The organism is Actinoplanes sp. M2I2, assembly GCF_023544445.1.
Classification (GTDB): Bacteria; Actinomycetota; Actinomycetes; order Mycobacteriales; family Micromonosporaceae; genus Actinoplanes.
This window is the reverse complement of the sequence record NZ_JALPVJ010000008.1, coordinates 295,703-309,026: the sequence shown is the minus strand read 5'-3', so window position 1 is coordinate 309,026 and position 13,324 is coordinate 295,703. Positions and strand designations below refer to the sequence as shown.

11 protein-coding genes are annotated in these 13,324 nt (G+C 69.5%); 7 read left to right on the top strand and 4 right to left on the bottom strand.

Annotated features, from left to right (window positions below; genetic code table 11):
- The first annotated feature begins 17 nt into the window (after nt 1-17).
- The 5 genes from HJC40_RS18460 (at nt 18) to HJC40_RS18440 (ending at nt 7,557) form a co-directional block, all read left to right on the top strand.
- A complete protein-coding gene (locus HJC40_RS18460) occupies nt 18-1,097 on the top strand; it encodes an ABC transporter substrate-binding protein (protein ID WP_250002344.1) in 1,080 nt (359 codons plus the stop codon).
- A gap of 148 nt (nt 1,098-1,245) precedes the next feature.
- Nucleotides 1,246-3,984, top strand: a complete 2,739-nt coding sequence (locus HJC40_RS18455; protein WP_250002343.1) for an AbfB domain-containing protein — start codon at nt 1,246-1,248, stop codon at nt 3,982-3,984.
- 78 nt (nt 3,985-4,062) lie between these two features.
- The gene (locus HJC40_RS18450; protein WP_250002342.1) at nt 4,063-5,583 is read left to right on the top strand and encodes a sugar ABC transporter ATP-binding protein; all 1,521 of its coding nucleotides are present in this window, start codon (nt 4,063-4,065) and stop codon (nt 5,581-5,583) included.
- A complete protein-coding gene (locus tag HJC40_RS18445) occupies nt 5,573-6,541 on the top strand; it encodes an ABC transporter permease (RefSeq protein WP_250002341.1) in 969 nt (322 codons plus the stop codon). The genes HJC40_RS18450 and HJC40_RS18445 overlap by 11 nt, the downstream gene beginning before the upstream one ends.
- 2 nt (nt 6,542-6,543) lie before the next feature.
- Nucleotides 6,544-7,557: an ABC transporter permease gene (locus HJC40_RS18440; protein ID WP_250002507.1), complete on the top strand. Its 1,014-nt coding sequence runs from the start codon at nt 6,544-6,546 to the stop codon at nt 7,555-7,557.
- 10 nt (nt 7,558-7,567) lie between these two features.
- On the opposite strand, the gene HJC40_RS18435 is transcribed toward HJC40_RS18440, so the two are convergent.
- The 4 genes from HJC40_RS18435 to mraY all read right to left on the bottom strand — a co-directional run bounded on the left by HJC40_RS18435 (nt 7,568) and on the right by mraY (nt 11,869).
- A complete protein-coding gene (locus HJC40_RS18435; protein ID WP_250002340.1) occupies nt 7,568-8,275 on the bottom strand; it encodes a zf-HC2 domain-containing protein in 708 nt (235 codons plus the stop codon).
- The gene (locus HJC40_RS18430) at nt 8,272-8,793 is read right to left on the bottom strand and encodes a sigma-70 family RNA polymerase sigma factor (protein WP_250002339.1); all 522 of its coding nucleotides are present in this window, start codon (nt 8,791-8,793) and stop codon (nt 8,272-8,274) included. The genes HJC40_RS18435 and HJC40_RS18430 overlap by 4 nt, the downstream gene beginning before the upstream one ends.
- Nucleotides 8,794-8,966: 173 nt before the next feature.
- Nucleotides 8,967-10,106 (bottom strand): neprosin family prolyl endopeptidase, encoded by a 1,140-nt coding sequence (locus HJC40_RS18425; RefSeq protein WP_250002338.1) that lies wholly within the window; start codon nt 10,104-10,106, stop codon nt 8,967-8,969.
- Between the two features lie 659 nt (nt 10,107-10,765).
- Nucleotides 10,766-11,869: a phospho-N-acetylmuramoyl-pentapeptide-transferase gene (mraY, locus tag HJC40_RS18420; protein WP_250002337.1), complete on the bottom strand. Its 1,104-nt coding sequence runs from the start codon at nt 11,867-11,869 to the stop codon at nt 10,766-10,768.
- A 451-nt stretch (nt 11,870-12,320) separates the two neighbouring features.
- Between mraY and HJC40_RS18415 the strand changes: the two genes are divergently transcribed.
- Nucleotides 12,321-12,794 carry a cysteine dioxygenase family protein gene (locus HJC40_RS18415; RefSeq protein WP_250002336.1) on the top strand — a complete coding sequence of 158 codons (474 nt, stop codon included), beginning with the start codon at nt 12,321-12,323 and terminating at the stop codon, nt 12,792-12,794.
- Nucleotides 12,788-13,228: a rhodanese-like domain-containing protein gene (locus HJC40_RS18410; protein WP_250002335.1), complete on the top strand. Its 441-nt coding sequence runs from the start codon at nt 12,788-12,790 to the stop codon at nt 13,226-13,228. The genes HJC40_RS18415 and HJC40_RS18410 overlap by 7 nt, the downstream gene beginning before the upstream one ends.
- The last annotated feature ends 96 nt before the right edge of the window (nt 13,229-13,324 follow it).

Sequence of the window (13,324 nt, the reverse complement as noted above, 5' to 3'; positions counted from 1 at the left end):
CGCTAAGGAGCACTGTCATGAGCGTTTCCCCCGGCCGTTGGCGGCCGGCGGCCGCGATCCTAGGTGCGGCTCTTCTCTTCCTCAGCGCCTGTGCCAAGTCCGAGGACAGCGGCACGACGGCGAGCGACACGCCCGCCTCCGCCGGTGCCCAGGTGGCGCAGTCGGCCGATCCCAGCGCCGCGACCTGCACTCTCGAGCAGTACGGCGGCTCCAAGTTCGACCTCAAGACGGCGAAGGTCGGCTTCTCCCAGTCGGAGAAGGAGACGAACCCGTTCCGCATCGCCGAGACGAAGTCCATCCGGGACGAGGCGGCCAAGCTCGGCATCACCAACCTCACCGCCACGAACGCGAACTCTCAATTCAACAAGCAGATCAGCGACGTCGAGCAGATGATCGACTCCGGCGTCCAGCTGCTGGTGATCGCCCCGCTCAACTCCGACGGCTGGGATTCCGTCTTCGCCAAGGCGACCGCCAAGAAGGTCCCGATCATCACGATCGACCGCAAGATCAACGCCGATCCCTGCAAGGACTACCTGACCTTCATCGGGTCGGACTTCGCCGAGCAGGGCAAGCGCGCGGCCGACGAGATGGCCAAGGCCATGGGCAACAAGGGCAAGGTCGCCATCCTGCTCGGCTCGCCCGGCAACAACGTGACCACGCTGCGGACGAGTGGCTTCAAGGAGCAGATCGCCAAGGTCGCGCCGGACATCCAGGTCGTCTTCGAGCAGACGGGCAACTTCGCGCGCGAGGAAGGGCAGAAAGTCACCGAGCAGCTCCTGCAGTCCAATCCGGACATCAACGGCATCTACGGCGAGAACGATGAAATGGCTCTAGGCGCGATCACGGCCCTGAAGGGCGCCGGCAAGAAGGCCGGCGACGTCAAGGTCGTCTCGATCGACGGCACCCAGGGCGCCGTGCAGGCCATCGTGGACGGCTGGGCGGCCGCGGTGATCGAGTCGAACCCGCGGTTCGGCCCGCTCGCCTTCGAGACCGCGCAGAAGTTCCTCGACGGTCAGCCGGTCGGCGAGGACATCATCATCCAGGACCGCCAGTACGGCCCGGACAACGCCAAGACGGACATCAGCAGCGCGTACTGAGGACCCGCCCGGCGGCGCCGCTCCTGGCACCGCCGGGCCCGTTCGAGGCACAGTCCGGCATATTGAGGTTCATCTATTGCTGACTATGTGCGATCACGTCAGTATGTGTGCATCCCCGCACGGCTCACTTCTTCGAAGGAGAGAGAACGTGACCGCACATCCCCCCAGGTTCCTGGCCCTCGTGGTCGCGGCGCTGACCGCCACCGCCGGCGCCGTCGTCGCCACCGCCTCCCCCGCGGCGGCGTTCGTCCCCAAGACGCCACCGCTGACCACGCCGTGGACCGGCCAGGTCAGCACCACCAACCCGCTGCCCGAATACCCCCGCCCTCAGCTCACCCGGACGGACTGGCAGAGCCTCAACGGCATCTGGCAGTTCGCCGGCGCCACCAACCTCAGCACCCCGCCCACGGGCCAGACCCTCGGCGAGGAGATCCTCGTTCCGTACCCGATCGAGAGCGCGCTCTCCGGGATCATGCGGCGGCAGGACTACTCGTACTACCGGCGCGCGTTCACCGTCCCGGCCGGCTGGTCGGGCAAGAACGTCCAGCTCAACTTCGGGGCGGTCGACTGGCAGTCGAAGGTGTGGGTCAACGGCACCCTGCTCGGCACCCACGAGGGCGGCTACGACAAGTTCTCGTACGACATCACCGGCGCCCTGCGCCCCGGCAGCAACGAGATCATCGTCGGCGTCTGGGATCCCACCGACTCCCAGGACATCCCGGTCGGCAAGCAGCGGATCAACCGCGGCGGCATCTGGTACACGCCGTACTCGGGCATCTGGCAGACGGTCTGGCTCGAACCGACCAACCCGGCGCGGATCACCCGGCTCGACACCACACCGAACGTCGCGGCCGGCGGACTCGACCTGACGGTGCAGGCGGCCAACGCGAGCGGACAGGCAGTCACCGCGCAGGTCCTCTCCGGCGGCACGGTCGTCGGCACGGCCACCGGCACGGTCGGCTCCTCCTTCCGGGTCGCGGTGCCCAATGCTCGACTGTGGACACCCGGCGACCCCTTCCTGTACGACCTGAGGGTCACCCTGGGCAGCGGTGACACCGTGGGCGGCTACTTCGGCATGCGGTCACTGGGCAAGGCGATGCTCGGCGGGGTCCTGCGGCCGACGCTGAACGGCAAGTTCGTCTTCCAGCTGGGCACCCTCGACCAGGGTTACTGGCCGGACGGCATCTCGACCGCGCCCACCGACGCCGCGCTGCGCTTCGACCTCGAACAGCAGAAGGCGCTCGGCTTCAACATGGTCCGCAAGCACATCAAGGTCGAGAACGACCGCTGGTTCTACCACGCCGACCGGCTCGGGCTGATGGTCTGGCAGGACATGCCCGCGCTGGCCAGCGGCCGCGAGCCGTCGGCGGCGGGGCGCACCCGCTTCGAGAAGGAGTTGCGCGAGCTGGTCGACGAGCACAAGGGCATCACGTCGATCGTCCAGTGGGTGCCGTTCAACGAGGGCTGGGGCGAGTACGACGCCGGCCGGATCGCCGATCTGGTCAAGAGCTGGGACCCGACCCGCATGGTCAACCACAACTCCGGCTCGAACTGCTGCGACTCCGACCCCGACCCGGGCAACGGCGACGTCATCGACGATCACCTGTACGTCGGGCCGGGCATCACCCGCCCGCCGACCGCGACCCGGTTCGTGGTCAACGGCGAGTACGGCGGCCTGGGCCTGCGCACGAACCGCGAGTGGCCGACGGCCGGCAAGTTCGCGTACGAGTGGCTGCCCGACTCGACCGCGCTGACCAACCGGTACGTGCAGATCACCAGCCGGATGATCGACCTGATCAACGCCAACGGGCTGTCCGGCTCCGTCTACACCGAACCGACCGACGTCGAGGAGGAGCTCAACGGCTTCTTCACCTACGACCGGCAGCAGCAGAAGATGGACTTCGCCCGGGTTCGTGACGTGCACCAGCGGGTGCTCGGCGCGGCCGACGGCAGCACCATCGCCACCGGCAAGCTGGTGTCGCTGCGGGTCACCACGGCGGGCTACACCGACCGCTACCTGCGGCACGCCGCCGGCGCGGCCCGCACCGACGTGCTCACCACGAGCAGCCCCACCGCCGAGCGGCAGGACGCGACGTACTGGGTGCGGCCGGGCCTGTCCAACGCCGCCTGCTACTCGTTCGAGTCCCGCAACTTCCCCGGCCAATATCTGCGGCACCGCGCGTACCGGGTGTATCGCGAGGCCTCCACCGGCGGCACGTTCGCGGCCGACGCCACGTTCTGCGGCCGGGCCGGGCTGTCCGGGGGCGGCACCTCGCTGGAGTCGGCCAACCTGCCCGGCCACTATCTGCGGCACCGGGGCGGGGAGGTCTGGGTCGAGCAGAGCGGCGGCGCATCCTTCGCCCAGGACGCGAGCTGGGCGGTCGTCGCCCCGCTGTGGCGCAGCGGGGCCGACCTGACCGTCGGGCAGAGCCGGTCGTTCCGGGTCACCACGGCCGGCTTCGACACCCGCTACCTGCGGCACCGGGACAACCTGGCCCGCACCGACGTGATCGCCGCGTCGAGCCCGGTCGCCGACCGGCAGGACGCCACCTTCGTCGTCCGGGCCGGACTGGCCGACAACAGCTGCTACACGTTCGAGTCGGCCAACAACCCGGGTCAGTACCTGCGGCACGCCGGCTACCGGCTGCAGAAGGCCGGGAACGACGGCTCGGCGGTGTTCGCCCAGGACGCCACGTTCTGTGCCCGGCCCGGGCTGAACGGCGGGGCGGGCACCGTCTCGCTCGAATCGATCAATTATCCCGGCTATCACTGGCGGCACTACGCGGAGGCCGTCTACATCGCCACCAACGGCGGTGGCAACACGTGGGACAGCGCCGGCAGTTACAACGCCGACGCGACCTGGAACAACGCCGCCCCGCTGGGGTAGCGGAGACCACCGGGCCGGGTGGTGCCCTGACCACCCGGCCCGGCTTCACAAGGAACTGCGCCGAATGAGGAGCCCTGCATGGCGTTGCTGGAAGTCATCGACGTCTCGAAGATATTTCCGGGCGTACGCGCCCTCGACCAGGTCTCCTTCACGCTGCAACCGGGCGAGGTCCACGCGCTGGTCGGCGAGAACGGCGCCGGCAAGTCCACTTTGATCAAGGTTCTGACCGGCGTCTACCAGCCGGACGGCGGCGACGTCCGGTACCTGGACCAGCCGGTGCAGTTCGGCACCCCGATGGACGCCCAGCGCGCCGGCATCTCGACCATCTATCAGGAGGTCAACCTCGTCCCGCTGATGAGCGTGGCGCAGAACCTCTTCCTCGGTCGTGAACCCCGCCGCTTCGGCCTCATCGACCGTGGGCGCATGGAACACCAGGCTCGCGCGATCCTGACCGACTACGGCGTCTCGGCCGACGTCCGCCGCCCGCTCGGCACCCTGGCCCTCGGCGCCCAGCAGATGGTGGCCCTGGCCCGCGCCGTCATGATCGATGCCAAGGTCGTCATCATGGACGAGCCCACCTCGTCGCTCGAGCCGCGCGAGGTGCAGACGCTCTTCGGGGTCATCCGCGACCTGCACTCCCGGGGCATCGGCATCATCTACGTCAGCCACCGCCTCGACGAGCTCTACCAGATCTGCGACGCGGTCACGATCCTGCGCGACGGCAAGCTGGTGCACACCGGCCGGCTGGCCGACCTCGAGCGCATCCGACTGGTCTCGCTCATGCTCGGCCGCGACATGGCCGAGGTACGCCGGGAGGGCGCGACCGCCTTCTCCGGGGCGGCCACCGGCGACGTCGAGGCGACCCCCGTCCTGCGGGTACGCGAGCTCAACAGCCGGCACAAGCTGCACGACGTGACCTTCGACGTGCGGCCCGGCGAGGTCGTCGGTCTGGGCGGGCTGCTCGGCGCCGGGCGCAGTGAGACGATCAAGGCCATCGGCGGCGCGTACCACCTGGACAGCGGCGACATCCAGGTCGACGGCAAGGACCTGAGGAAACCCACCCCCGTACGCGCGGTGCGGTTCGGCGTCGCGGTGCAGCCCGAGGACCGCAAGGCCGAGGGGATCATCCCCGGCCTGTCGGTGCGCGAGAACATCGCCCTGGCCGTGCTGCCCCGCCTGTCCCGGTTCGGATTCGTGTCGGACCGCAAGGTCGACGAGGTCGTCGACCGGTACATGAAGCGCCTGCAGATCAAGGCGTCCGGTCCCGATCAGGTGGTCGGCGACCTGTCCGGCGGCAATCAGCAGAAGGTGCTGCTGGCCCGGCTGCTGGCCACCGGCCCCAAGGTGCTGCTGCTCGACGAGCCGACGCGGGGCATCGACGTCGGCGCCAAGGCCGAGGTCCAGTCGCTGATCGACGAGCTGGCCGCCGAGGGGCTCGGGGTCGTGCTGGTCTCGTCGGACGCCGAGGAGCTGGTCGAGGGCTCGGACCGGGTGGTGGTGCTGCGCGACGGCGTCGTGGTCGGCACCCTCACCGGCGCCCAGGTGACCACCGAGGACCTGATGTCCACCATTGCGACGGAGGCCACCCGTGAGCACTGAGACGGTGACCGCCCGGCCCGTCGTCGACGGCGCCCGGCTGCGCGCCTGGCTGCCGAGGTACGGCGTCTACGCCGCCATCGTGCTGCTGGTCGTCTACAACATCTTCTTCACCCCGTACTTCGCGACCTGGAGCAACCTGCGCATCCAGCTGATCCAGGTGGCGCCGATCGTGATCGTGGCGCTCGGCATGGCGCTGGTGATCGGCACCGAGGGCATCGACCTCTCGGTCGGCTCGGTCATGGCACTGGCCGCCGCCTTCATCCCGCTCTACCTCGGGTACGGGGTGGTGGCCGCGATTCTGGTCGCCCTCCTCGCCGGGGTCGCGGTCGGCCTGATCAACGGGGTGCTGGTGGCCCGGGTCGGCCTGCAACCGATCGTCGCCACGCTGGCCCTGTTCGTCGGTGGCCGCGGTCTGGCCGTGGTGATCAGCGAGGGCAAGCTCGTCGACATCCGCAACGCCGACTTCCTCTACCTCGGCTCGGGCGACCTGTTCGGCATCCCGGTGCTGGTCTGGATCGCGGCGCTGATGGTGCTCATCGTGGCCTTCGTGGTGCGCCGCACGGTCTTCGGCCGGCGGCTGCTGGCCATCGGCGGCAACCGGCCGGCCGCCGAGCTGGCCGGGCTGCCGGTCAAGCGGGTGCTGATCACCGTCTACGTGGTCTGCTCGGTGCTCGCCTCGATCGCCGGCCTGCTCTCGGTGGCGCGCATCCAGTCCAGCGACGCCTCGTCGGTGGGCCTGCTGATCGAGCTCTCGGCGATCACCGCCGTCGTGGTCGGCGGCACCCCGCTCACCGGTGGCAAGGTCCGCGTCCTGGGCACCGTGGCCGGCGCCCTGCTCATGCAGCTGGTGATCGCCACCATGATCAAACACAACCTGCAGCCCTCCACCACCGAGATGGTGCAGGCGGTCATCATCCTGATCGCCGTCTACGTGGCCCGAGAGAGGAAGACCCGGTGACCATGGGAATCGCCTCGGATCCGGAAGTGTCCGCGATCGTCGCCGAGGACGTCCGCAAGGCCGAGCGCACCGACCGGATCGTCGGCACGATCCAGCGTCAGGGGGCGCTCGCCGTCCTGATCGTCGTGGCCCTGATCGCGCTGGCCACCTTCCCCAACTTCCGGAGCTTCGACAATGCGGCCACGATCCTGGTCGCGGCGGCGCCGCCGATGCTGATCGCGCTCGGCATGACGTTCGTGATCATCACGGGCGGCATCGACCTCTCGGTGGGCTCGCTCTACGTGCTCGGGGGCGTCCTCGCCGCCTGGGCCTCGCAATACGGGATTCTCGCCGCGTTCGCGCTGCCCCTGGCCGTGTGCGGGGCGATCGGCCTGGCCAACGGGCTCCTCATCGCGTACACCCGGATGGCGCCGTTCATCGTGACGCTGGCCGCGCTGCTGGGCGCGCGCGGGCTCATGCGGGCGATCAGCTCCGAGGGCTCCGAGACCTACCTGGTCCGCGACGACGCCTTCCGCACGCTCGGGAACGGCTCGTTCCTCGACATCGGATACCAGGTGTGGCTGGTCGCGGCGCTGGTCGTGGCCGGCATGGTGGTGCTGGCCCGCACCCGGTTCGGTCACTCGGTCTATGCGGTCGGCGGCAGCGAGGACGCGGCCGGCCTGATGGGCGTGCCGGTGCGGCGCACGAAGGTCTGGGTCTATGTGTTGTCGGGCCTGCTGGCCGGCCTGGCCGGAGCGATCAACGCGGCCAAGCTGGGCTCCGGCGTCACGGTCCTGGGCACCGGCATGGAGCTGGACGCGATCGCCGCCGTGGTGATCGGCGGGACCCTGCTCACCGGTGGGGCCGGCACGATCGCCGGGACCATCGCCGGGGTGCTGCTGCTCGGCGTGATCCAGAACCTCATCAACCAGGTCGGCAACGTCAACAGCAACTGGCAGCAGGTGATCAGCGGCGCCTTCCTCGCACTGGTCGTGGTGGCCCAGACCTATCTCGTACGCCTGAGAAGGGTCACTTGACCGGCGCGGCTCAGTCGACCTCGGCCGTGCCGAGGACGTGCCCCTCGTGGTCCTGGACCTCGATCCGGCTGACGTTGCGCAGCTGGATCGAGGTCGCGCCGATCACCTTGGCGTTGCCACTCGGCGTCGGCCCCCACACCATCGCCTGCTCGACCTGCCCGGCTGCCCCGCGCACCTGACAGTGGAAAGGCCCGTCGCCGCTGAGCTTGCTGACATCTAGGGCGACCGAGACACCCCACGTCTTGGGCGTCAGCACCGCCTCCCCGGCCATGCCGCTGCCCTCGGCCGGCTCGAACTGCGCGGTCACCAGCTGAGGGCTGGGCAGCACCTGCGGCTGCCGGTCCTCGCGGTTGCCGCGCACCACGCCGAAGCCGATCGCCACCGCGACCAGCACCACCGCCGCGGCGGCGAGCCAGCGGACGCCGGCCATCCGGCTCTGCCGGGACCGCTCGGCCCGCAGGCGGCGCAGCAGGCCGTCGATGTTCTCCTGGCTCGGCCGGGCCGACAGGGTGACCGGCGCCGGGGCGACATCGTCGGCCCGCTCGGCGTCGGGCAGCCGGCGCAGCAGCTCGGGCACGGGCGCGAGGCGGTCGAGCTCGTCGCGGCAGCGGTCGCAGTCGCGCAGGTGGGCGTCGAGCCGCTCGGTGTCGGCCTCGTCGAGGCCGCCGAGCAGATAGCCGCCGAGCAGGCGATGCAGCTCGTCGTGGTCGGTGCTCACCGCAGCACCCCCATCTCCTCGAACACGGTGCGCAGCGCCCGCACCGCGTAGTACGCGCGGGACTTGATCGTGCCCTCGGGCACCGAGAGTTTGCGGGCCGCGTCGGCCACGCTCTGGCCCTCGTAATACATCGCCCGCACCACAGCCTGGTGGTCGGCCGAGAGTCGCTCGATCGCCTCGGCCACCAGCCAGCCCTCCACCATCCGGTCGACGTTGTCGGCGGAGGGCATGGCGTTGACCGCGGCCTCGTCGGCCACCAGATGGGGGCGGCGCTGCTCGGCCCGCCACGCGTTGGTCACCACATTGCGCGCGATGGTCAGCAGGTAGGAGCGGGTGCGGCCGGGATCGGGGTCGAGGTGGTCGATGTGCTTCCAGGCCCGCAGCAGAGTCTCCTGCACCAGATCCTCGGCCCGGTGCCGGTCGTGCACGTAGCGCAGGACGAAGCTGAGCAGGACCGCGTAGTGCTCGGTGTAGAGCGCGGTCATCAGCTCCTCGTCGGGGCTCACCCGTCGCCTCATCCGTGCCCGCCTTAAACTCGTCCGCCACCACGTTGTACACCGCGGGAGTGAACTCGGTTCGACCGGGCTTTCGCGGGCGCCACGCGGACGGCTTGAGCCGGTGCCGCGGAACAGAACGATGCCCGGTCCCCCTCGCCGGGACCGGGCATCGCGTCACATGTCGGACCGCGGGCTCAGCAGCCCGCGCGGCCCGGACCGCCGTAGCGGAACGACCGGGTCGATTCCCTCCACGGGGTCACGGACTTGTCCATCACCTTGGCCACCGCGTACTGGTCAGGAACCGTGCTGCGCATGAACAGGACGGGAGACGGCCCGTCGACGTAGCCGACGCTCGAGAAGCGGGCTGCGGCGGAGTCCTCCGTGTCGGGAGCCGTGCCGTTGCCCATGTCGGTGCAGGGCTTGGACTGGGCGGCGGCGATCTCGCCGAAGACCTGCACGTAACCGGACCGGTCGAACTGGACGCCCGCGTCGTTCCAGATCTTCTCGGGGAAGAAGCCGACCCACTCAGTGTCGTAGGCGACCCACCAGGCGTTGTTGAAGTACTGGATGCCGAACTTCTTGGTGACGCCGTAGGTGAGCGTCGCTCCCGGCTTGATGTTCGGGCTGACCTGCACGAAGCCGCAATCGTTGTAGCACTTCGGCACGTCGTTGACCCAGTGGAAGACGAACAGGTGCGGGTCGTCGTCGCCGTTCACGACGCGGTCGACCGTCCAGCCAACCTCGACGATCTGCTCGCCGTCGGCCGACTGCAGCGCGATCTCGGCCAGCGAGTGGTAGTCCTTCTTGGCGAGCTCCGGCTTCCCGATCGTCACGTTGGCGAAGACGCCCGCGCTGTTGGCGTCCTGCGAGCCCACGTTGTAGAGGTAGTTGACGTCGTTCGCGGCGGCGGCGGCCTGCTTCACACCCGGCGGCTTCGGCGGCGCGATAGTGGTCTGCTGCGAGCGGATCACGCCGCTCCGGCCGCCGCTGCGGCCCTTCGGACCGTGCTTGCCGCGCGGCGCCAGCGACCCGCTCGCGTCGGGCGGGGCGGCGGAAAGGCCCTGGGCGCGCAGGGTCTTGCTGGTGGCGCCGTCACGGCCCTTCTTGATCCGCCGGGGCGGATCGCCCCAGGGCAGACGCGCGGGCGGGGTGATGTCGGCCGGGTCGATCTCCGTCGCGTCGGCGTCGGCGCCCGCGGCGGCCGGCGCCGAGCTGGCCTCGGGCGGGCTCGCGATCTGGTCGGCGCCCGCATTCACGGTGGAGACGACGCCGATGGCGCCGACCACGGCAACGGCTAGGCCGGCGGCTAGGAGACCGCGGCGTGACTTCAACACGTGTCCGTCCTCGTTGATCGGGGGGGGAGCCGGAGGGGGCGGGCGAGGGCACCTCCGGCACCGGTTCTCAGCGGCGAGGTCACCATATAGCCATCTCGATTGCCGAGCGCCGGCTCAGCTTGATTTCCGCCTTAACGGCTGAGGCGCTGAGCCGATCCGGTGATGCCATCGGTGTATTTAGTTCACTGAGCGTATCGACACGACTCCGGAGGGCCGCAATCGCGTTGTTTCGGAAAGAGGCTAACCGCCGCGAGCTTCTTTCAGGTGACACAATCATGATCATTGCCGCCGACGCTGCGGGCAGGCCGCCGCCGACTCCTGGAGCACGGGGAACTTGCGCCCGGGCAAGTCTTGGCGGACGCGGCGAGGAGGCGGGCAATGCCGGCCGCCGGACCGGGTTTCACTCGACGGAGACCCGTGACTGTATGCAGTGGAATCGCGCACCACGTGTCCGGATATTTCCGTATCGGTAATGCGCGGCGCATACGTTCCGGAGCGAAATATCAGGAGCGTGTCGCTATCTTCACTCGATCAACTAATGGACGCGCGAATACGTCGCGATCAGTGACGACCCAGGGAACTTCAGGGCGCCAACAGGGCGATAAGCGCGCTTTGGAGGATTTCGCGTCCATCGGAGTCGGATCGCGTGCCGCGTGGCGTCAGCCGACGACGGCCAAGAACTCCGAGTAGAACAGGCCCAGGCCGATCGCCACGCAGACGCCGGCCACGATCCAGAACCGGATCACGATGTTGATCTCGCTCCATCCGGCCAGCTCGAAGTGGTGGTGGAGGGGCACCATCCGGAAGACCCGCCTACCGGTGGTCCGGAACGAGACGATCTGGATCACCCAGGTCGTCGTGATGAGGACGAAGAGCCCGCCGATGATGATCGAGAGCAGCGTGGTGCGGGTGGCCACGGCGAGCCCGCCGATCAGGGCGCCGAGCCCGAGCGAGCCCACGTCCCCCATGAAGATCCGGGCCGGGGACGTGTTCCACCACAGGAAGCCCACACAGGCGGCGGCCGCCGCGGCGGCGATCATCGCGATCTCCAGGGGGTCACGCACCTGGTAGCAGTAGTCGTTGTTCAGCGCGTAGTCGGTGTCGCCGCACCAGTGCCGGTACTGCCAGTACCCGATCACCGCGTACGCGCCCAGGACCAGGATCGACGCGCCGGTGGCCAGGCCGTCCAGGCCGTCGGTGAGGTTCACGCCGTTGGACATGGCCGTGATCACGAAGACGAAGGCCATGACCGAGCCGACCTTGCCGACGTCGAGCCAGCTGATGTCCCGGATGAACGAGATGTGCTCGCTGATCACGGTCTGGCCGTTGGTGCTGGCCACGTAGAGCGCGGCGACGCCGAACCCACCGCTGACGATCGCCTGGCCGAGCAGCTTGCCCTTGGCGGACAGGCCGTCGGAGTTGCGCCGGCGCACCTTGAGCAAGTCGTCGACGAAGCCGACCGCGCCGCAGAACACGAACAGCCCGAGCAGGACGAGGGCCGTCATGGTCGGGCCCGTCTGGACGATCTGCCGTTCGGGCAGGGTGGTCAGGGCGATGTGCCCGGCCACGTAGGCGAAGACGGTGGCGATGATGAACACCGAGCCGCCCATCGTGGGCGTGCCCTTCTTGCCCTGGTTCGAGGCCAGCCCCAGCGATCGGATCGGCTGCCCGGCCTTGAGGGCGGTGAACACCCGGATGGCCACCGGCGTACCGAACAGGGAGATGATGAACGCGACCGCGGCCGCGACGATGACCGCCCTCATGGGCGAGCCTCCACGGGACCCGGGTCGATCCGGGCGTCGTGCGGGTAGTCCTTCGCAGAGTCATCGATCACGGGGCACGAGCCTGCCATCCGGCAGCGGGCGAAGCACACCCGGGACCGCACAGCGCCGTGGCCGGCAGCTCCGCACTCGTCCGACAAGAACCGCTCTCACATCCTGGACGCCGTTTGACGACCTGTCACCGTCGCGCCAGCATGGTGACCATGCAGCGGAAGGGTATCCCTCTCATCGCCGACCTGGCGATCGATCTGGCGCGTTGCGCCAGCGCCTGCTGTCCCAGCTGACCAGCGTTTTCCGCGTGGTTTCCGACACCGCGCGATCCTGATCGGCTGACTTCCCGCCACCTTCACCGCCGAGGCGGTACTGTGGCCCTAAACCTACTGGACTGATAGGCAATGTATAAAAAGCAACGCCTGACAAGCGAGGAGCTCCCGTGACCGTCGTCGACGCCCGTCTCGACCATCTCGCCGTCGCCACGCGCTTCGCCGCCGCTCCGCAGGAGTGGCCGACGGCCCCGCGCTTCAACCCGGTCGACCGCTGGTACCAACGCCTGCACCTCGCCGACGACCACGAGGTCTGGTTGCTGACCTGGCTGCCCGGCCAGGGCACCGAGTGGCACGACCACGGTGGCTCGGCCGGCGCTTTCCACGTCTTCAGCGGCACGCTGACCGAGGACACCGTGTCGATCGCCGACGGCCACGCGCCCCGCGTCACCCCGCGCGAGCTGGGCGAGGGCGCCGGCCGCCGCTTCGGCGGGCACCACGTGCACCGCATGACCAACCGGTCGCACCAGCCCGCCGTCAGCATCCACGTCTACGGCCCCGCACTCACCACGATGACCAAGTACCGGATCGGCGCCGCGGGCCTCGAGACGCTCACGGTGGAACGGGCCGGTGCGCAATGGTGACCGTCGCCCCGCCCGGCTCGCTGAGCATCGAGCAGATCCTGACCAACGCGCGCGCCCGCCTCACCCGCGTCGGCCCGCACGAGACCGCGGCGGCCCTGGGCCGTGGCGCGATCCTGGTCGACATCCGCCCGGCGGCCCAGCGGGCCGAGTTCGGCGAGATCCCCGGCGCCGTGATCATCGAGCGCAACGTCCTCGAGTGGCGGCTCGACCCCCGCAGCGACGCCCGGCTGCCCTTCGCCGGCGCGTACGACCTCGAAGTGATCGTGACGTGCCAGGAGGGCTACACCAGCAGTCTGGCCGCCGCGGCGCTGCAGGACCTGGGTCTGTGGCGGGCCACGGACCTGGCCGGCGGGTTCGCCGCCTGGCGCGACGCCGGACTGCCGACGATCTCGCACCGGCTCCGGTCCGCCGAGGACACTGCGGTCGCGACCTGAGGTCCGGACCGGCCCGCTCACCCGGCTGGGCGGGCCGGTCCGGACGGGTACACGACAGCTCTTCCGGAGATAAGTCCACCTGTCAGTAGATCAGCG

Coding starts and splice junctions, on each gene's coding strand:
- HJC40_RS18460 (WP_250002344.1), top strand. CDS start 18: ATGAGCGTTTCCCCCGGCCGTTGGCGGCCGGCGGCCGCGATCCTAGGT.
- HJC40_RS18450 (WP_250002342.1), top strand. CDS start 4,063: ATGGCGTTGCTGGAAGTCATCGACGTCTCGAAGATATTTCCGGGCGTA.
- HJC40_RS18440 (WP_250002507.1), top strand. CDS start 6,544: ATGGGAATCGCCTCGGATCCGGAAGTGTCCGCGATCGTCGCCGAGGAC.
- HJC40_RS18430 (WP_250002339.1), bottom strand. CDS start 8,793: ATGAGGCGACGGGTGAGCCCCGACGAGGAGCTGATGACCGCGCTCTAC.
- mraY (WP_250002337.1), bottom strand. CDS start 11,869: ATGAGGGCGGTCATCGTCGCGGCCGCGGTCGCGTTCATCATCTCCCTG.
- HJC40_RS18410 (WP_250002335.1), top strand. CDS start 12,788: ATGGTGACCGTCGCCCCGCCCGGCTCGCTGAGCATCGAGCAGATCCTG.